Raw genomic sequence first — 16,841 nt, 5'->3', positions numbered from 1 at the left:
CCAATATTAACACTCAAATAGCGGTTTTATCTGCTGCGTTTTGCTGCGGAATACTCATGAACAAATGAGGTTAATCTTTTTAAGGTTTCAGGGTTAACGGACGGGAATACGCCATGGCCAAGATTAAAGATATAGCCTCCCTGAGCCATGCCTTGATCTAGAATGACTTTAGCTCTTTCTTCAATCACTTCCCAAGGTGCTAACAGGATTGCTGGGTCAAGATTACCTTGAACGGTTTTTTGAATTCCTAATTCTCTAGCTTGTTGAATCCGCAAACGCCAGTCTAATCCAACGACATCAAGTGGAAGGTCATTCCACTCTAAAGCAAGATGACTCGCTCCTACGCCAAACATAATAAGTGGAACATTCTCTTCTTTCAGTTCTGTGAAAATTCTATTCATGACCGGCTTAATAAAGTAGCGGTAGTCTTCTACATTCAAGGCACCAACCCAAGAATCAAAGATTTGAATCGCTTTAGCTCCAGCCTTAATTTGTGATTTCACATATGTAATAATCATATTAGCAAGTTTATCCATTAAAGCGAACCATGCTTTCGGCTCAGAATACATAAAAGCTTTTGTCTTATTATAGTTTTTAGAAGGTCCGCCTTCGATCATGTAACTTGCAAGTGTAAAAGGTGCGCCAGAAAATCCAATTAACGGAACAGACAATTGTTCTTGAGTTAATAATTTAATCGTATCTAAAATATATGGTACATCCTGCTCAGGATGAATTTCACCAAGTTTTTCAACATCTGCTAATGAAGTGATTGGGTTATCAATAACAGGACCAATCCCAGATTTTATTTCAACCTGCATTCCAATCGCTGGAAGCGGAGTCATGATATCTTTATATAAAATAGCCGCGTCAACATTGTACTGCTCAACTGGAAGACGGGTAACATACGCACACAGTTCAGGCTGGTGAGTAATTTCAAACAAAGAGTATTTTTCTTTAATCTCTCTATATTCTGGCTGCGAACGTCCTGCCTGACGCATAAACCAAACAGGTACATGGTCCGTTTGTTCCCCTCTTGCTGCTTTTAAAAATGTTTCGTTGATTTGCTTCGTCATCTAAATAAATCCACCTTTCAAAAGACATGTCTAATTATATTCTAATATATGTAGCATAAAATTAAAAACTTCAAAGAGAACATAACACAGTTCTCACTATATCGATTAATCCTATTTGTGTATAGCTTACGATGAAAAGTGTCAAAAAAAAGTCGTTTTTACGTTTAATATTCATTCAAAACTCTTTCACCACTTTAATGCAGATTCATATTCTGTATTACATCTGCGGGCGTATACCTATATTCGTCCTTTTGATGAAGATGAAAGGGGGTCATTTTATGCTTATTGAGCTTTCAGCTCTCCATTGGATATATGTTGTCTTTATTGCTCTTATTATCGGATTTATGGTCAAGCGAAGAGATACCACGCTTATCTGTATCGTCGGGATATTCCTGATTGCGATTACGGCAACGGGATCATTAAGCAGTTCAGTTAGCAGTATTTTCAACAGTTTTATATATGCGATTACAGAGCTGTTATCAACCATCCTAGTCATTTCCATAATTGTTTCTATGAGTAAAACCTTAACTTCTACCGGGATAAACGATGTAATGATTTCACCTTTTACAAAATTAATCCGTAACCCTGCACTCGCATATTGGACCATTGGTATACTAATGATGGTCATTTCCTGGTTCTTCTGGCCGTCCCCAGCAGTTGCCCTTCTAGGAGCAGTGCTTCTTCCAGTTGCCTTACGGGCGGGACTTCCAGCCTTGGGTGTTGCGATGGCAATGAACTTATTTGGACACGGTATAGCTTTATCAGGTGACTTTGTCATACAGGCTGCCCCGAAATTAACTTCAGATGCTGCTGGAATTCCAATCGGTGATGTCATCAGTGCTAGTATACCCTTAGTATTTGTAATGGGGATTGTAACAACGATTGCTGCCTTCTATTTCCTAAGGAGAGATATGAAAAACGGAGTATTAAAGCCAACTCCATATGTACCTATTGAGACAAATGAAGAAACCGCAGCCGAGAAAAATCTCCTTACTATTGGCCAAAAACGATTCTTTGCCATTCTAGTTCCGATATTATTCGTCATTGACGTTGCAGCTATGTTTGTCCTTGACCTGACAGGCGGTGACGCAACAGCATTAGTTGGTGGAACATCGATTTTTATCCTTCTCCTAATCACCATGGTCAGCCATAAAAATAAGGGTCTTGAAAAAACAACAACCTATTTAATTGAAGGATTTACCTTCGGGTTTAAGGTCTTTGGCCCAGTTATCCCAATCGCAGCCTTCTTCTATTTAGGTGATGCCGGTTTTGGAAAGATTATCGGTGACTTTTTACCAGATGGGTCTCAAGGTATCGTGAATGATCTTGGTATTGCGTTAGCCAATATTGTTCCATTAAGTAAAGTGGTCGGAGCAGTGACGCTAACCACCGTAGGAGCAATTACAGGTTTAGATGGCTCTGGATTTTCAGGAATCTCCCTCGCAGGGTCTGTCGCCGGCTTGTTTGCAGTTGCAATCGGTAAAGGTGTCGCCACTCTAACTGCACTTGGTCAAATTGCAGCCATCTGGGTTGGGGGCGGAACTTTGGTCCCTTGGGCATTAATCCCTGCTGCCGCTATTTGTAACGTTGACCCATTTGAGTTAGCAAGGCGAAATTTACTTCCAGTCGTAATCGGTCTTGTTGTCACTACTATCGTGGCAATGTTTCTAATATAAAAAAGAGGCAATAGCCTCTTTTTTTGTTACTTTCTTAATTTCCTTTTAAAGAAGCTGTAAATAAATATAGATGCCAACACCCAAATATAGCCAAATGCAAAGCCGCCAATAACATCAGTTGGGTAATGGACTTGAAGAATGATACGGCTTGCACCAATCAGCAATAGTAACAATACAGTTACAGTCATGACGATTCTTTTCGCTGCCGCTGAATTCATCCCTTCTATAACGAGATAGGCAATAAAAAAGTAAAACGTCAATCCAACCATCGCATGTCCACTAGGAAAACTTAAACTATCAACATGTGCCAAATGTTCGAGTTCTGGCCTTGGACGTGCAATCCAGTCTTTTAATAGCTTATTCACTTCATTTCCCAGTGCTGTTGATAAGGCAATAGCGGCTGCTCCCAAGAAGTGCCGTTTTATCAATAATAACCACACTAAAACAATCAACGCGACTATACCAATGCCCTTCTTATCTCCCAATTCAGTTAGCAAAAGAAAAAAAGGGTTTAGAGCGTCGGGTACATAGGCAAATATGTCCGCAAGTTTATCATCCAACCAAAAGGTTTGTTTAGCAGCTACTTTAATAGAAGTATAGATTGCTATGAGAATAGCAAAACCTAAAAGTAAGTATGTATAACTATTTCCTTTTTTCATCGTGTACATTATCCTTTCTCGCTGTCAAAACTCTATAAAATTATAAAGAAAACAAACTTAAAAATCTATATAATAGTGTAAAAGTGTTAAAATAGTTAGTAAATACTACTACTATGTTGTTGGGGGGGAATTTTAATGATTAATCAATTGTTTTCTAAATTAGAAGGTTACTATGAAGAGATGGTAGCCATTCGCAGGTTTATGCACCAGCATCCTGAATTGTCCTTTCAAGAATATAATACTGCACAGTTTATCCAGACATTTTATGAAAAGCTTGGAATAGAAGTAAAAGGAAATGTTGGTGGTAACGGGGTTGTTGCGAAAATATACGGCAAAAAGCCTGGTAAAACGGTAGCATTAAGAGCGGATTTTGATGCGCTCCCTATCCATGATGAAAAGGAAGTCCCTTATAAATCATTAGTTCCGGGGGTCATGCATGCCTGCGGCCATGATGGACATACAGCCACGCTTCTTGTACTCGCGAAGGTACTAGATGAATTGAAAGATGAGTTAGAAGGTAATTATGTCTTTATCCATCAGCATGCCGAGGAATTTGCACCAGGCGGAGCCATCACAATGATTGAAGATGGCTGTTTAGAAGGTGTTGATGTTATATTTGGAACTCATTTATGGGCAAGTGAACCAACCGGTACCATCCAATATCGCACAGGTCCGATTATGGCGGCAGCTGATCGTTTTGAAATTGATATTCAGGGTAAAGGCGGACATGGTGCACAGCCTCATAAGACAAAGGATGCCATTGTCACCGCTTCACAGCTAGTATTAAATCTACAACAAATTGTCAGCAGGAAGGTGAATCCAGTTGAGTCCGCGGTTGTTACGGTAGGAACATTTATGTCTGAAAATGCGTTTAACGTAATAGCAGATAAAGCAAAGCTTGTTGGGACCGTCCGAACCTTTAATGATGATGTTCGTCAATACATTGAAGAAGAAATGGAGAGAACTATTAAAGGAACTTGTTACTTATCAGACAGCACCTATAAATTCTTGTACGAAAGAGGTTATCCAGCAGTAGTCAACCATGCAAAAGAAACAGATTTTCTTATTTCTGCAGCTAAGGAAGTTCCTGAAGTTCTTACCATCGAAGAATCTGAACCGCAAATGGGTGGAGAGGATTTTGCTTATTATTTAAAGAAGATACCAGGCACCTTCTTTTTCACAGGTGCTAAACCTCCTGGTTCCGCACCAGGCTACCCTCATCACCATCCGAAATTTGATATCGATGAGAATGCGATGTTAATAGCTGCAAAAACACTAGGTACTGCAGCAATTAAAATACACCAAGAAGATTAATGCAAAAGCCCCTGAACGTGATTAAAGTTCAGGGGCCTTTTTTAGAATTCTTAATCGATAAACGTTCATAGCCGTCTCACCTAATTGTTTCAACAAGTTGTTATTGGCATATGCACCCACAAATGCACCAATGCCCGGCACTAACTGGAACATCTTAACAAGGTCAATATAATCCCTATATTCCTGTTGAAATTTGCGCCAATCCATTTCCACCAGTGTCTGCTTTCTCTCTTCCCAGTTTTCAATGTCAGATAAGGTTTCTCGACGAATATCATCACTTGAGAAAGCAAGCTGGAAGATATGCAGTAAAAATAGCCGTTCTTCAAATTCCTTTGTGTTAAATCCGTAAATAGCAGCTGCTTCAAAAAGAAATTTCATTTTTATGGAAAGCAGTAATGGAAAATCGGCTAGACCCAGCAGTATTCCCCCTGCGCCCGTCCCTGCCCCCTCTATGAGAGCAGTTTTCTGAAATACAGCACACTTTTTTCTCATTAATTCATCACGTTCTTCTAGGGTAAGACCTGCAGCTTGATTTTTGTTAGTCGTGAGTTGGGACCCAAATAAGGTGGTTTTGACCATTCCCTTTATGCTTTCTGTCATGACCTCGTGGACCTTTTCTGGGATCATTTCATTAATTTTCCCTTGAGCCTTTTTGGATATTCGATTCATCATCCCTGAACGTCTTGTTAATTTTCTTTTCCATTCAACCACTTCACCGTATACCTTTAACTCATATTCATTCATACCCTCACTCCCCTCAGCAAAAGAATATTAGATAGTTTCCGAATCCATTCATGCTTTTAGTCTTTTCTTACTATAAACATTTACAAATAAAAAACTAAACAATAATCCTGAGAGTAGAACTGCTAACGAATAGACCCATTCCCCTTTTATCAAAACAATCAAGGTAAAAACGGTAGATTGAATATAGAGAATAGTTTTTAGAATGGATTGGAATGCAGCCATTTTGTGCTTTTTTGAAACAGGATATAATTCAATCCAAAGCTTGTTTTGGTGATGATTCCATAAGGGCAGCAGTTGAAATCCAGTTAAATAAATAAACAAGAGTGACAGAACTATTTGCCCCCACCCAAAGGAAATAAAGTAAAGTGCTAAAGCGCCAATTACAGTTAGACGAATAAATAGACCTAGATAATCAGATGCTCTCATAAATGTTCGTGCAAGTAAGTAATGATAGGTTTTATTCTGTAAAAAAGAAATGGATTGAATAAATACGTCCAGCCATTTTCTTCTCTTAACAGTATCCTTTAATTTCGGTACATCTGTGAATAAATTAGCTAGTCGATAAAAGGAAGCCATTCGCTTCTCTTCTTGAGCAATAAGTAAATCCCACTTCAACCCCATTCTTTTCGTTCTAACATAGAAGGAATGATAGTAAAATGCCAAAATGAAAGCAAATATCAGTAAGAAAAGTATATTGGCGCTGCTAAATAATAAAAAGGTAAAGATTACATTAATGAAATAACGGACGAACATGTCCCACATATAAACCGAGGGCTGAACATAATAGTGAATTCTCCAATTAACGGCAAGATTCCATGCTTTTATTATTAACAGTACCAATAAAAAAATAAAAAATGATTGAAAACCATTTGAACTCACGTGTGCATACATTGGCATCAAAATGGCTAACACCATTAATAAGATATATCCTTGAAAAACTAAACTTATTAACCCAGAGCGCAAGAAATATCCCTTTAACCTAGTTTCAAGTGGTATCAAAAATACCTGATCAGCTTCAAGTAAAAAAGTATATACAGGGCTATGTGTTAAAAAAAGCCCTATAATAAAAGCAATAATAATCTCCGCAGGAAACTCAGTTGATAAATAACTTATCCACTCTTGATAATAAAAGGCAGCCGTACCAATTAGAAATAGCAGGACAACAACCAGATGACCATTTAATATATAACGAAGATAAACCCCAAATTCTTTTAAACGTTGGACAGATCTTTCTTTCCACAGCTTTTTCTCATCAAACATATTTTTCTTCCTTTGTTAATTGGATATATAAATCATCTAATGAAGCTGTGGGCATTGAAAATTCCTTTCTGAGATCAACAAGTGTCCCTTTGGCACGAACTTTTCCTTCATGCAGAATGATAAATGAGTCACAGTATTTTTCGGCAGTGGTAAGAATATGGGTTGACATTAGTATGCCTGCACCGTTTTCCTTCATTTTTTTCATTAGATCAAGCAATGATTGAATCCCTAGCGGGTCAAGACCAACAAATGGCTCATCCACGATATAAAGAGATGGCTGCACCAAAAAGGCACACATAATCATCACTTTTTGTTTCATTCCTTTGGAAAAATGAGCTGGAAACCATTTCAGTCTTTTTTCCATTCGAAATTCAGCTAATAATTTCTCAATTCTTGTTTTATATGTAGTCTCATCTAATCCATATGCCATTGCCGTTAATCTTAAATGTTCCTCGAGGGTGAGTTCTTCGTATAAAACAGGCGTTTCTGGAACAAAAGTAAACATTTTTCGATAAGCTTCTTTATCTTCGGTTATTGTACGTCCATTTATTTTCACTTTTCCGCTATGCGGTTCCATTAACCCAATAATATGTTTAATCGTTGTACTTTTACCAGCACCATTTAGTCCAATTAATCCAACCAATTCTTTTTCTTTTACTTCAAAGGATACATCTTTTAGAACTGGGTTTCTTGTATAACCGCCAGTTAGGCCTTCAATTGATAATAAAGACATGATTTCCGTCCTTCCTATATCATGATTTCCTTACATTTTACCAAATCGCAGTTAATAAAAATAGGAATTCAAATTTTTGATATTTTTTTGTATATTTCATCTCAAACGGGTTATCATAATATTCGAAGGGGAAACACCTACTACTCGATGAAGTGATTCATCAAAAATTTGAAATGAGGTGTCTGTCAAAGACATTTAACTTTTCAAACAAGTAGCTTCTAAACGTTTCAAATAAGGGGATGGTTGTTTTGCACAAGTTGCCTTGTAACCATTTAGAGTTCAAATAACACCAGCTATTTATCAAAAAAATAAATGAGGTGTTTACTGCAGATTATCATCCGTTTTTATAAGTTGGGAAAACTATAAAAACACATAGGGGATGGTCAGCTTGAACAATGATTACTGTTTATAAAAAACACTAAATTGTCAAATGAGGTGTTTATCAAACGTAATTCCTGAATGAACGTATAAAATGAAGCAATGCCCCTTCGAGAGGACAGGATTCCATGCGGATCCTGTCTCTTTCTTTTTTTATTGCTGATACATATGGTAAAATACGGATATCAAAACTAATAAAGGGGTTGTCTATTAAATGAGCGATTGTATTTTTTGTAAAATAGTTAATGGTGAAATTCCCTCGGCAAAAGTCTTTGAAAATGATCATGTTTTGGCCTTTCTGGATATCAGTCAGGTAACAAAAGGACATACACTGGTCATTCCTAAAGTACATAAAGAAAATTTGTTTGAACTAACTCCCGACATCGCTAAAAACCTTTTCGAATCTGTTCCAGCGATTGCAAATGCATTAAAAGAAGAATATAAGCCACTCGGCTTAAACTTAGTTAATAACAATGGTGAACAAGCGGGTCAAACGGTATTTCATTTCCACGTGCATTTAATTCCACGCTACGGTCAAGGAGATGGATTTGGAGCCGTTTGGAAATCAAATACAAGCGATTATACTCCACAAATGCTAAAAGAGATGGCAGCAAATATCAGTAAGCATTTCTAAAAGAAAGAATAAATTATCTGAAAATTATATCTTTATTATTTTTATATACCTGTGCTATAATGATATAAAGTTTTTCGCTGTAGGCATTAGCGCACTACAGGAGGAACAAATAGCTGAGTTCAGCAGAGGAGAGATGAGAAATGAATACAAAGAATCTAGTAGTCCTATCACTTTTGGCGGGAATTGGGGTAGTCTTGCACACGGTTATGCCAGCCTTTCTTACCATTAAACCAGATATGATGCTTGCAATGATGTTTTTAGGAATTATTCTGATTCCAGATATTAAAAGTGTTATGCTGTTGTCCATTGTGACCGGAGCATTATCTGCACTAACTACTGGTTTTCCAGGAGGCCAGATTCCAAATATCATTGATAAGCCCATTACAGCATTGGTCTTTTTTGGTTTATTTTTGGCATTAAAGCAATACCGTAATTCTATCATAAGTGTTGCAGTTTTAACTGCTATTGGGACATTGGTTTCAGGCTCTGTCTTTTTAGGATCAGCCCATTTCATTGTTGGCCTGCCAAGTTCTTTCGCTGCACTTTTTGCTGCAGGTGTCTTACCTGCAATTGCCCTGAATACAATTATTATGGTTATTTTGTATCCAGTTGCACTTTCAGTTGCCAAAAGAACGAAGTCGTCATCATCTATTATCATTTCCAAATAATACAGAGAGAAAAGAACCTAAGAAAGGTTCTTTTCTTTCTATAAATCCTGACAATAATTAATTAAAAACTTGATAGTATAATAGCCACTATCAAAAAAACACCTCCACCTCCTGCTAATGCTGAAGCTCTTTTCTTTAAGACTTGCTTAGGTGGGTAAAACCCTGGTCTTTTTAAGGCTAACGTATTCCAAATAGCACCAACAAAGAGCAATACACTTAGTAAAAAAAGAATCGTACTTACGCTTTTCATATCCTACCCCCTATTGAAGACCCAAGAGTTGATACTTTCATTCATATGTTTTAGTGTCCATCTCTATGTAGAATATTCAAAAGGTTGAAATTATTAGGAGGAAAAACGAAATAAAAAGAGAATAATTGTTATAGATTTTATTAAAAATTAAATTTTCAAGTAGAAAAATACGTAATTTCTAAAAATTTTGTGAATTTACACTTTATTAATTTTTATTTTATTGGCATAATGTTAATAGAGAAATAAAAAAGTAGGTGAAATTGGGGATGTCGGAGAAACAGTATTCAATGAAAGAAGCAATGCTATTTAGCCAACGTATTGCACAGTTAAGCAAAGCCTTGTGGAAATCAATTGAGAAAGATTGGCAGCAATGGATAAAGCCTTTTGATTTAAATATTAATGAACATCATATCCTTTGGATTGCATACCATTTAAATGGGGCTTCCATTTCCGATGTGGCGAAGTTTGGGGTCATGCATGTCTCAACAGCGTTTAATTTTTCAAAAAAGTTAGAAGAAAGAGGATTGCTTCAATTTTCAAAGAAAGAGAACGATAAAAGGAATACGTATATTCAACTCACCCCTGAAGGTGAAGAGATTTTTCTTCGTATAATGGAATCCTATCAGCCAACCGGCAATGCTGCATTTGCTGGAGCTTTACCGTTAAGAGACCTATATGGGAAGTTTCCCGATATTATTGAAATGATGGCCATTGTACGCAATATCTATGGTGATGATTTTATGGAGATCTTTGAGCGTTCTTTCCATAACATCGAAACAGAATTTAACGAAGATGCTGGTAAACTCAGGAAGTCCGAAAAAACTGAAAAAGAACTACTTTAATGTTTAAAGGTATTTATGGAACTCTCTAAAAAGAGGTTCGAAAAGTCGTTGATTTAAACAAGTTTGAATGACTTCCTTCGCGTCAAATTTTGCTGGCAACGAATATTGAAACTCATTGAAAAGCGGATGAAAATTAATAAACCCTTCCGCTTTTTGTTCTTCCATTTTTTTGTTCATTTCCTCACAAAGTTTATTGAAGGCTTGTACTTCCTGTTCTGATATTCCATTTTCAATGACCAATCTATAGAATTCGAGATTTGGAGCAGATAACATTTTTAAAAGCAACCTTTGATGATATTCAAGAAGATTCACTCTAGATTGTAATTCGGCAAACTTATCCATACACTTCGACCTCCGAACATTCTTATACATTTCTTATATTCATTATTTACCTTATTAAGCCAGAGGTAAACCTTTTTCTTAAATGGTTTTGTTCCTTGGTAAACACCATTGGTAAACTTTATAGGCAGCTATTTCAATTTATTTCCTACTTTTCTACCAATCCTTTTAACTATCTTTTTTTGTAAATTTTTGATAATGTATTAACATAAATGAACATCAGGGAGGGAATCGTTGATGATCCCCACTTTTATTGTCTTGGCCATTTTTATTTTATATTATGTAAACAAAATGACCAATTCCCTTTGTATTCAAAAGGATATTCCAGAGGAACGTCAGCACAAAGTATTTCGCACAATAAATGTACTTGTTACGATATTACTGATTTCATCCTATGTAGAAATACTGTATACATAGGCTTACTTCATTCAGTTTTATATTGTAACAGAAAAATAGAAGCGATGAGAATTTTCTCATCGCTTTTTATTTTGTCTTCAGGTTATAGCCAAGAAGCCCCAATAATTATTAACAGGATGAAAAGAACTACGATTAACGCAAATCCTCCACCGTGGAATCCAGTACCAGACACACAATTCTCCCCTTTCTTAAATGGTAAAGCTGTTGTCTGCATCAGGTGTTACCCTTTATTAAAACCAAGATGCTCCAACAATAATCAATAGAATGAATAGGACTACAATCAATGCAAATCCTGCTCCGTATCCGTGTCCACCACTCATCGTAATACCTCCTTTATGATTTTCTACGATATACTATTCAAGCTGGATTCATTTCGACTAGGCTCTTACCTTATTTTCTTATGAAAAAGTCCACCTTTTTCATAATGGGTAATCATCTATTATGAAATTTCAGCTTTATCACTGGGCATTGAATAGTATTCTTTTTTCTTACATTGTATCGTATGTACAAATTCCGAAATCGCGATAGGTATATGCCCAAAATTCTGTAAACAACACAGGAAATATTTTTGCAGTGGTTACCATTTATGTTATAGTATAGTTTGTGGACAAAAACCCACAAGAATTTACTGTTTAGGAGAGGTTCCTCATGAAAAAATGGATGTTAGCCCTTACATTAGCTGGCGGGGTTATTGCCTTAAGCGCATGTAATCAAAGTGGTTCTACTGTGGCAGAAAGCAGTGCTGGAGATGTTACACAGGAAGAACTTTATGAAGCAATGAAGGAAAAGGTGGGGGCACAAGCATTACAGCAGCTTGTCTATGAAAAAGTCCTTTCCGAGAAATACGAAGTAACCGACAAAGAATTAGATGCCAAGGTTGCTGAATTAAAAGAACAGCTTGGAGAAAACTTTGAAGCTGCACTAGCACAATACGGCTATGCGGATGAAGAAGACTTTAAAGAAACGATGAAACTCGGCATGATGCAGGAAAAAGCTGCTATGAAGTCAATCAAAGTAACTGATAAAGAAGTAAAGGAATATTACGATAACTATAAGCCTGAAATTAAGGCTCGTCATATTCTAGTTGCGGATGAAAAGACAGCACTAGAAGTGAAACAAAAGCTTGATGCTGGAGAGAAATTTGAAGATGTAAGCAATACATATTCTACGGATGAGGCAGCTAAAGCAGCTGGCGGAGACTTAGGATGGTTTGGTCCGGGAGCAATGGATCCTGTTTTTGAAGAGGCAGCATATGCCCTTAAAAAGGATGAAATCAGTGCACCTGTTAAAACTTCATTTGGATATCATGTTATTCAATTAACGGACAAAAAAGAGAAGAAATCCTATGAAGAAATGAAAGAACAAATGGAAAAAGAATTAAAATCTTCAAAATTAACCACCGAAAAGATTAACGAAATCATGCAAAAAGAAATTAAGGATGCAAAAGTGAAAATAAGTGATAAAGACTTAGAAAACGCTCTTGATCCACAAGCTGCTGTACCAGCACAATAATTTAGCAAAAAGAAGGAACTCTGATTAATCGAGTCCCTTCTTTTTTTATTCCGCAGTGGCTCTATCTCCTTCACGTCTTTCTTTTTCTTGTTCTAGACGGGTTAAATAAATCTCTCCCTCTTTTTCGATATTCTCCATTTCTAACAAACGTTCTTCTCTGCCTGTTTTGATTGCCATCAACGCACTTATTACAATACCAACCACGACTGCATATACCCAAATAGGAATAGTCATTTATTATTGCTCCCTTCGTTAGTGGTTGTCCACTTTTTATACAACATATTCGAGTAATAAATAAATATTCTGTGAGCTCAAAAAAAATAACCCAATTGGGTTATTTTATTTATGAAAGATTGGCTTATAAAAGGAGCGGTTATCTAAGGCATATACTCTTTCTGTAAATTCTCCAGGTTTCACTCTTTCTAAGGCACGATCGAGCATGTTCATTTTTGCGTCAAGATTATCAATATAATGAAGAATTTCAGCTTCCTTAATTAACGGCGGCTTCGGACTTCCCCACTCCGCTTTTCCATGGTGGCTTAAAACAAGGTGCTGAAGAATTAAAACTTCCTCACCAACTATTCCTAGCTCCTCAGCGGCTTTGCCGATTTCATTTACCATTATCGTAATGTGACCAAGTAAATTTCCTTCGACTGTATAAACAGTAGAAATGGGTCCTGATAATTCCACGACCTTTCCCATATCATGCAAAATCACGCCTGCATAAAGTAAATCCTTATCGAGACTAGGATATAGTGTTGCAATGGATTTGGCCAAATCAAGCATACTTACAACATGATAGACTAGTCCTGATACAAACTCGTGATGATTCTTCGTAGCTGCTGGATATTCTAAAAAAGCCTGCTGGTGCTTTTTTAATAGATGACGGGTAATTCTTTGGATATTTGGGTTTTTCATGTCAAAAATATATTGTGTCAGTTTACTTGTCATTTCCTCTTGGCTTAATGGAGCCGTAGCTAAAAAATCTTCCAACTTTACTGTATCACTAGGTCCTGTTCTTCGAATCTGGCGAATTTTCAGCTGGCTTTTACCTCGATAGTTATGAGTATCCCCGATAATTTTAACAATTTTTTGTGCAATGTAATTCTTTTCATCCTCTTCATTAGCGTCCCAAAGTTTTGCTTCTATCTCACCGCTTTGATCTTGAAGAATAAGGGTTAAGAATGGCTTTCCATTACTCGCTATCCCTTTTGTGGCGCTTTTGATAAGTAAATACAGATCAACCTGTACGCCAAAATCATAATTTAGAATTCCTTTATTCATCTTGCTCGCTCCTTCCCATTAGTACAAGTATAACATTCTCTATCAAATTACTTCGACTGCACCTTTATGAAGATACAGAACTTTTTCAGGTTGAACGTATTGAAGTAAATGTGTATGACAGGTAAAGAATAAAATTTGATTATGTTCGAGTGTTGTTAATAGGTCCATCACCTTTTTTGTACGGCTTGCATCAAAATTTACAAAGCTATCATCGATAATGATCGGAAAGTGATACTTTTCATATAGTGTAGTGGCAAGCGCAAGTCTAATTGAAACGTATACTTGCTCTGCAGTAGCTTGACTTAATTCATTTGCTTCAAATAAAGTGTGATCACTTCTTTCAATCAGAAAACCAGATCCGGACTGCTGCAGATGTATACGCTCATATTGTTCCTCAGTAAGAAAAAGCAGGTATTCCTCTGCTTTAGCCAGCATCCTAGGCAAATGGACGGTTTTATATTTTTCAACCGTTTTGGATAGGATGTTTTGAGCTAAAGAAAAAGCGGACCATTCCTTTGCTGCTTCTTCTAACTCAAACTTTTGCTGTTTATAGTGGTGAAGGATCTCAGAGTAAGATCCGCCCTCTTCAAGAATTTGAATCTGGTAGTTAGCTGCTGCTTGTTTTTCTTGCAGTTCATTTAATCTAGAGGATAAGGTTTCTTTCTCCCCATGATAATGGATTAATAGTTCTTCGACATTATGAATTTGAATGAGTCTTTCTATCTCGTCTTCCTTTAGGAAAGAATATTGGACCTGCTTACTTAAATCTGCAAGCCTTTCGATCAGCTTACTCTTTTTTTCTACTTTTTTACCAAGCTCATAGTATGCCTCTTCTTCCTCTACATGGGCTTCTTCAAGGAGCTTTTTCTTTTCCGAAATGAGATGTGCTTGCTCTTGTTTTATTTGATTTAGGTCTGCTTCAAGGTCATCAAGCTTTCCTTGCTTTTCTTGAATTTTTATTAATTTTCCATGTTCTTCCTTTAATTTATTCCGCAATAAATAGGCAATTTTTGAAAAATCACTACCCTCATCGGCTATATATTGTTTTGAATAATATGTGAGTATTTCTGTAATGTTTGCCTGCTCCAGATTAATCTTTTCCAACCTTGCCAGCAAATACTTTTTTTCTCTTCCTACAAGTTTATATTGTTCAATTAGCTGAAATGCTTCCAGGAAAAATGCTTGGGCAATATATTCAGGTATATGAAGTTCACTGCTCAGTTTCAATAACATTTCCTTATTTTCTGCGGCTTCGATTTCCCAATCCTCAAACTTCCTGATTACTTTTTCATATTGTGATTGCTGCTGTTCGAGCTTAATTTTTAATAACTGATACTGCTCTTTCCGAAGATTATCTTGATTCAATTTTTCTTGAATGGCTGGGATGTTACTATTTTTATATTCCTCAAGTTTTTGAATTAACTTTTTTTCATTTTCTAACAACTGACTTAGAGCCTGATGGATCTTTGTTTCATTTTTTCGGGTAAAGCTTTTACTAAGATAAAAACCAATTAGTAAACTTCCTAATACCCCAACAAATAACAGTGTCCATTGCTTTGTAACCAAACCATAAAGTGATAGAACCAGCATTATCGCTCCAATGGTTAGAAATTGAATTTGTTTTTGCTTGTTTATCTTTGCAAATGTTTTTTTGTCTTGCTCATGAGTATGTTGATAATACTCTATTTTATCTTGGACTGCCTTAAGTTCATATTCTACTTCCCTTTTTTCACCTTCCTCATCAACTAACTTTTCAAGCCTTGATCTTTCATGAGCTGGGATTATTTGTGTCACTGCAATGCGAACTTTTCCTTCAAGCTCCTCAAGAGTGCTTTTTTCTTCACGAAATTTCTCTTCAAGATCCTGCTTTACTTCTAAAAGCTTTTGCTTTTTACCTGCTGTCTGCTCCACTTGATTTTTCATATAGATATTGGTGTTTATCGTTAGGACCTCTTCTTCCTTTAAAGGAAGGTGCAGTTTTTCGGTTATGATGGAGATTTTCTCTTCCAAATCCACCAATTTCAATTCACATTGTTGTTTTTCTATGGTCAGCTGTTCATATATGGGTATTTGTTCTAATGAAGCAAGAAGCTGGGATTCATCAGCAAGAAATTGCGCTTCAGGTTGTATCGTGGCAATTTCTTTTTTTAAATGAGTGATTCTTTCCATTAAACTTGAAATCTGAGCATTATAAGGGTAGATTAGCTGATTTACTTTTTCCAGCCGTTCGACCCCTCTAACAGGGAATGAACTATCCCCTATTAACTTGATTTCAGTAGTGATCCATCTTTCCTCTTTGACAAGTGAATGAATCCTTTGCCATTCATTTAATTTTTCAACCTCGCCTTTTACTTCCTGCAGAGAATTATTTATCCTCTCTATTTCCTTTTGTAAATTTTCTTTATTTGAAATTAGAGCTTCGTATTCTTGATTTTTAGCTGCAGCCTTTTTTAGCTCGCCATTAAGTTCGTGAATGGCTTTTAGTTTTTCATTGACCACAGGCTTCTTTCCGCTTGGTTTAAAACGGGCTTCTAATTCCTTCTGGAGCTCTGCCTCTGACTTTTGCAGCCGTTCTGTTCCGAGTGTACCAGTAGAAAATAAAAACTTGCCCAATTCCTCCCCTTTCATTTGGTGGATATTTTGCAGCCCATGTATATTGAATGAAAAAATGGCTTGGAATAACCCTTTATCCATGTTTCCAAGTAATTGCTTAAGTAGAGTCTCATCGCCTGTTGTTCCGTCCGCAAGCGTTACCGTAACCTCCCCAGAAGCTTTTCCTCTAACTCTCTCAATGGTGACAATTCCAATCTCATCAAATAAAATTCTTAGCTTCCCGCCATAATTCGAACCGTTTTTTGGCACATAGCGAAGTTCTGAAGATTGCTTCGTTGGGAACCCAAATAGTATTCCATGAATAAATGCCATAATCGTGGATTTTCCTGCTTCATTTTCACCATAAAATACTTGATAATCAGATAGGTCTTTTATGACCGTATTATTTAATTGACCATAGCCGTATATATGTATCTCCTGGATTTTCAGGCCCATCATCTCCCTT

General features: G+C 36.6%; 19 protein-coding genes. 7 read left to right on the top strand and 12 right to left on the bottom strand.

The features are described 5' to 3' along the window. Nucleotides 1-26: 26 nt before the first annotated feature. Nucleotides 27-1,073, bottom strand: coding sequence for a uroporphyrinogen decarboxylase (gene hemE, locus ACY3XC_RS18705; protein ID WP_464869878.1), 1,047 nt, complete (start codon nucleotides 1,071-1,073; stop codon nucleotides 27-29). A 278-nt stretch (nucleotides 1,074-1,351) separates the two neighbouring features. Between hemE and ACY3XC_RS18700 the strand changes: the two genes are divergently transcribed. Continuing rightward, on the top strand, nucleotides 1,352-2,749 hold the full coding sequence (locus tag ACY3XC_RS18700) for a hypothetical protein (RefSeq protein ID WP_464869877.1): 1,398 nt from the start codon (nucleotides 1,352-1,354) through the stop codon (nucleotides 2,747-2,749). A 26-nt stretch (nucleotides 2,750-2,775) separates the two neighbouring features. Here the strand turns inward: ACY3XC_RS18700 and ACY3XC_RS18695 are convergent, their stop codons facing one another. Beyond that, nucleotides 2,776-3,408, bottom strand: a complete 633-nt coding sequence (locus tag ACY3XC_RS18695; protein WP_464869876.1) for a phosphatase PAP2 family protein — start codon at nucleotides 3,406-3,408, stop codon at nucleotides 2,776-2,778. Nucleotides 3,409-3,543: 135 nt separating this feature from the next. Between ACY3XC_RS18695 and ACY3XC_RS18690 the strand changes: the two genes are divergently transcribed. Continuing rightward, a complete protein-coding gene (locus tag ACY3XC_RS18690; protein ID WP_464869875.1) occupies nucleotides 3,544-4,722 on the top strand; it encodes a M20 family metallopeptidase in 1,179 nt (392 codons plus the stop codon). Nucleotides 4,723-4,743: 21 nt separating this feature from the next. Here the strand turns inward: ACY3XC_RS18690 and ACY3XC_RS18685 are convergent, their stop codons facing one another. The 3 genes from ACY3XC_RS18685 to ACY3XC_RS18675 are packed head-to-tail and all read right to left on the bottom strand — an operon-like array spanning nucleotide 4,744 to nucleotide 7,459. After that, nucleotides 4,744-5,466: an EcsC family protein gene (locus ACY3XC_RS18685; RefSeq protein WP_179158263.1), complete on the bottom strand. Its 723-nt coding sequence runs from the start codon at nucleotides 5,464-5,466 to the stop codon at nucleotides 4,744-4,746. Nucleotides 5,467-5,514: 48 nt separating this feature from the next. After that, on the bottom strand, nucleotides 5,515-6,726 hold the full coding sequence (locus ACY3XC_RS18680) for an ABC transporter permease (RefSeq protein WP_464869874.1): 1,212 nt from the start codon (nucleotides 6,724-6,726) through the stop codon (nucleotides 5,515-5,517). Then, entirely contained in the window at nucleotides 6,719-7,459 is a 741-nt protein-coding gene (locus tag ACY3XC_RS18675; RefSeq protein WP_179158261.1) for an ABC transporter ATP-binding protein, read from the bottom strand. Before ACY3XC_RS18675 ends, ACY3XC_RS18680 begins: the two co-directional genes overlap by 8 nt. Before the next feature lie 592 nt (nucleotides 7,460-8,051). Here ACY3XC_RS18675 and ACY3XC_RS18670 point away from each other — a divergent pair. Beyond that, nucleotides 8,052-8,471, top strand: coding sequence for an HIT family protein (locus tag ACY3XC_RS18670; RefSeq protein WP_464869873.1), 420 nt, complete (start codon nucleotides 8,052-8,054; stop codon nucleotides 8,469-8,471). A 140-nt stretch (nucleotides 8,472-8,611) separates the two neighbouring features. Next, the gene (locus tag ACY3XC_RS18665; protein ID WP_464869872.1) at nucleotides 8,612-9,139 is read left to right on the top strand and encodes a tryptophan transporter; all 528 of its coding nucleotides are present in this window, start codon (nucleotides 8,612-8,614) and stop codon (nucleotides 9,137-9,139) included. Nucleotides 9,140-9,200: 61 nt separating this feature from the next. On the opposite strand, the gene ACY3XC_RS18660 is transcribed toward ACY3XC_RS18665, so the two are convergent. Then, nucleotides 9,201-9,389 (bottom strand): hypothetical protein, encoded by a 189-nt coding sequence (locus tag ACY3XC_RS18660; protein WP_179158258.1) that lies wholly within the window; start codon nucleotides 9,387-9,389, stop codon nucleotides 9,201-9,203. Between the two features lie 266 nt (nucleotides 9,390-9,655). Between ACY3XC_RS18660 and ACY3XC_RS18655 the strand changes: the two genes are divergently transcribed. Continuing rightward, nucleotides 9,656-10,231, top strand: coding sequence for an HTH-type transcriptional regulator Hpr (locus tag ACY3XC_RS18655; protein WP_179158257.1), 576 nt, complete (start codon nucleotides 9,656-9,658; stop codon nucleotides 10,229-10,231). A gap of 3 nt (nucleotides 10,232-10,234) precedes the next feature. Here ACY3XC_RS18655 and ACY3XC_RS18650 read toward each other — a convergent pair whose 3' ends face one another. Next, nucleotides 10,235-10,573 carry a DUF1878 family protein gene (locus ACY3XC_RS18650; RefSeq protein ID WP_464869871.1) on the bottom strand — a complete coding sequence of 113 codons (339 nt, stop codon included), beginning with the start codon at nucleotides 10,571-10,573 and terminating at the stop codon, nucleotides 10,235-10,237. Between the two features lie 234 nt (nucleotides 10,574-10,807). Between ACY3XC_RS18650 and ACY3XC_RS18645 the strand changes: the two genes are divergently transcribed. Next, nucleotides 10,808-10,987: a hypothetical protein gene (locus ACY3XC_RS18645; protein WP_179158255.1), complete on the top strand. Its 180-nt coding sequence runs from the start codon at nucleotides 10,808-10,810 to the stop codon at nucleotides 10,985-10,987. A gap of 82 nt (nucleotides 10,988-11,069) precedes the next feature. Here ACY3XC_RS18645 and ACY3XC_RS18640 read toward each other — a convergent pair whose 3' ends face one another. Both ACY3XC_RS18640 and ACY3XC_RS18635 read right to left on the bottom strand, forming a co-directional pair. Then, a complete protein-coding gene (locus tag ACY3XC_RS18640) occupies nucleotides 11,070-11,201 on the bottom strand; it encodes a YjcZ family sporulation protein (protein WP_218781143.1) in 132 nt (43 codons plus the stop codon). 16 nt (nucleotides 11,202-11,217) lie between these two features. Then, complete coding sequence (locus ACY3XC_RS18635; protein WP_179158254.1) at nucleotides 11,218-11,307, bottom strand: YjcZ family sporulation protein; 90 nt, start codon at nucleotides 11,305-11,307, stop codon at nucleotides 11,218-11,220. A gap of 328 nt (nucleotides 11,308-11,635) precedes the next feature. On the opposite strand from ACY3XC_RS18635, the gene ACY3XC_RS18630 reads away from it, so the two are divergent. Next, the gene (locus tag ACY3XC_RS18630) at nucleotides 11,636-12,499 is read left to right on the top strand and encodes a peptidylprolyl isomerase (protein ID WP_179158253.1); all 864 of its coding nucleotides are present in this window, start codon (nucleotides 11,636-11,638) and stop codon (nucleotides 12,497-12,499) included. 45 nt (nucleotides 12,500-12,544) lie between these two features. On the opposite strand, the gene ACY3XC_RS18625 is transcribed toward ACY3XC_RS18630, so the two are convergent. The 3 genes from ACY3XC_RS18625 to ACY3XC_RS18615 form a co-directional block, all read right to left on the bottom strand. Beyond that, entirely contained in the window at nucleotides 12,545-12,733 is a 189-nt protein-coding gene (locus ACY3XC_RS18625; RefSeq protein WP_179158252.1) for a sporulation YhaL family protein, read from the bottom strand. A gap of 105 nt (nucleotides 12,734-12,838) precedes the next feature. Continuing rightward, the gene (gene yhaM / locus ACY3XC_RS18620) at nucleotides 12,839-13,783 is read right to left on the bottom strand and encodes a 3'-5' exoribonuclease YhaM (protein WP_179158251.1); all 945 of its coding nucleotides are present in this window, start codon (nucleotides 13,781-13,783) and stop codon (nucleotides 12,839-12,841) included. Between the two features lie 42 nt (nucleotides 13,784-13,825). Beyond that, nucleotides 13,826-16,831 carry an ATP-binding protein gene (locus tag ACY3XC_RS18615; RefSeq protein WP_464869870.1) on the bottom strand — a complete coding sequence of 1,002 codons (3,006 nt, stop codon included), beginning with the start codon at nucleotides 16,829-16,831 and terminating at the stop codon, nucleotides 13,826-13,828. Nucleotides 16,832-16,841: the final 10 nt, after the last annotated feature.

The organism is Bacillus sp. CZDM1 (assembly GCF_055502545.1).
This window is presented reverse-complemented; position numbering and strand designations above follow the sequence as displayed.

What these genes read in the sequence shown, in the direction of transcription:
- hemE (WP_464869878.1), bottom strand. Translation starts at nt 1,073, where the DNA reads ATGACGAAGCAAATCAACGAAACATTTTTAAAAGCAGCAAGAGGGGAA.
- ACY3XC_RS18700 (WP_464869877.1), top strand. Translation starts at nt 1,352, where the DNA reads ATGCTTATTGAGCTTTCAGCTCTCCATTGGATATATGTTGTCTTTATT.
- ACY3XC_RS18695 (WP_464869876.1), bottom strand. Translation starts at nt 3,408, where the DNA reads ATGAAAAAAGGAAATAGTTATACATACTTACTTTTAGGTTTTGCTATT.
- ACY3XC_RS18690 (WP_464869875.1), top strand. Translation starts at nt 3,544, where the DNA reads ATGATTAATCAATTGTTTTCTAAATTAGAAGGTTACTATGAAGAGATG.
- ACY3XC_RS18685 (WP_179158263.1), bottom strand. Translation starts at nt 5,466, where the DNA reads ATGAATGAATATGAGTTAAAGGTATACGGTGAAGTGGTTGAATGGAAA.
- ACY3XC_RS18680 (WP_464869874.1), bottom strand. Translation starts at nt 6,726, where the DNA reads ATGTTTGATGAGAAAAAGCTGTGGAAAGAAAGATCTGTCCAACGTTTA.
- ACY3XC_RS18675 (WP_179158261.1), bottom strand. Translation starts at nt 7,459, where the DNA reads ATGTCTTTATTATCAATTGAAGGCCTAACTGGCGGTTATACAAGAAAC.
- ACY3XC_RS18670 (WP_464869873.1), top strand. Translation starts at nt 8,052, where the DNA reads ATGAGCGATTGTATTTTTTGTAAAATAGTTAATGGTGAAATTCCCTCG.
- ACY3XC_RS18665 (WP_464869872.1), top strand. Translation starts at nt 8,612, where the DNA reads ATGAATACAAAGAATCTAGTAGTCCTATCACTTTTGGCGGGAATTGGG.
- ACY3XC_RS18660 (WP_179158258.1), bottom strand. Translation starts at nt 9,389, where the DNA reads ATGAAAAGCGTAAGTACGATTCTTTTTTTACTAAGTGTATTGCTCTTT.
- ACY3XC_RS18655 (WP_179158257.1), top strand. Translation starts at nt 9,656, where the DNA reads ATGTCGGAGAAACAGTATTCAATGAAAGAAGCAATGCTATTTAGCCAA.
- ACY3XC_RS18650 (WP_464869871.1), bottom strand. Translation starts at nt 10,573, where the DNA reads ATGGATAAGTTTGCCGAATTACAATCTAGAGTGAATCTTCTTGAATAT.
- ACY3XC_RS18645 (WP_179158255.1), top strand. Translation starts at nt 10,808, where the DNA reads ATGATCCCCACTTTTATTGTCTTGGCCATTTTTATTTTATATTATGTA.
- ACY3XC_RS18640 (WP_218781143.1), bottom strand. Translation starts at nt 11,201, where the DNA reads ATGCAGACAACAGCTTTACCATTTAAGAAAGGGGAGAATTGTGTGTCT.
- ACY3XC_RS18635 (WP_179158254.1), bottom strand. Translation starts at nt 11,307, where the DNA reads ATGAGTGGTGGACACGGATACGGAGCAGGATTTGCATTGATTGTAGTC.
- ACY3XC_RS18630 (WP_179158253.1), top strand. Translation starts at nt 11,636, where the DNA reads ATGAAAAAATGGATGTTAGCCCTTACATTAGCTGGCGGGGTTATTGCC.
- ACY3XC_RS18625 (WP_179158252.1), bottom strand. Translation starts at nt 12,733, where the DNA reads ATGACTATTCCTATTTGGGTATATGCAGTCGTGGTTGGTATTGTAATA.
- yhaM (WP_179158251.1), bottom strand. Translation starts at nt 13,783, where the DNA reads ATGAATAAAGGAATTCTAAATTATGATTTTGGCGTACAGGTTGATCTG.
- ACY3XC_RS18615 (WP_464869870.1), bottom strand. Translation starts at nt 16,831, where the DNA reads ATGGGCCTGAAAATCCAGGAGATACATATATACGGCTATGGTCAATTA.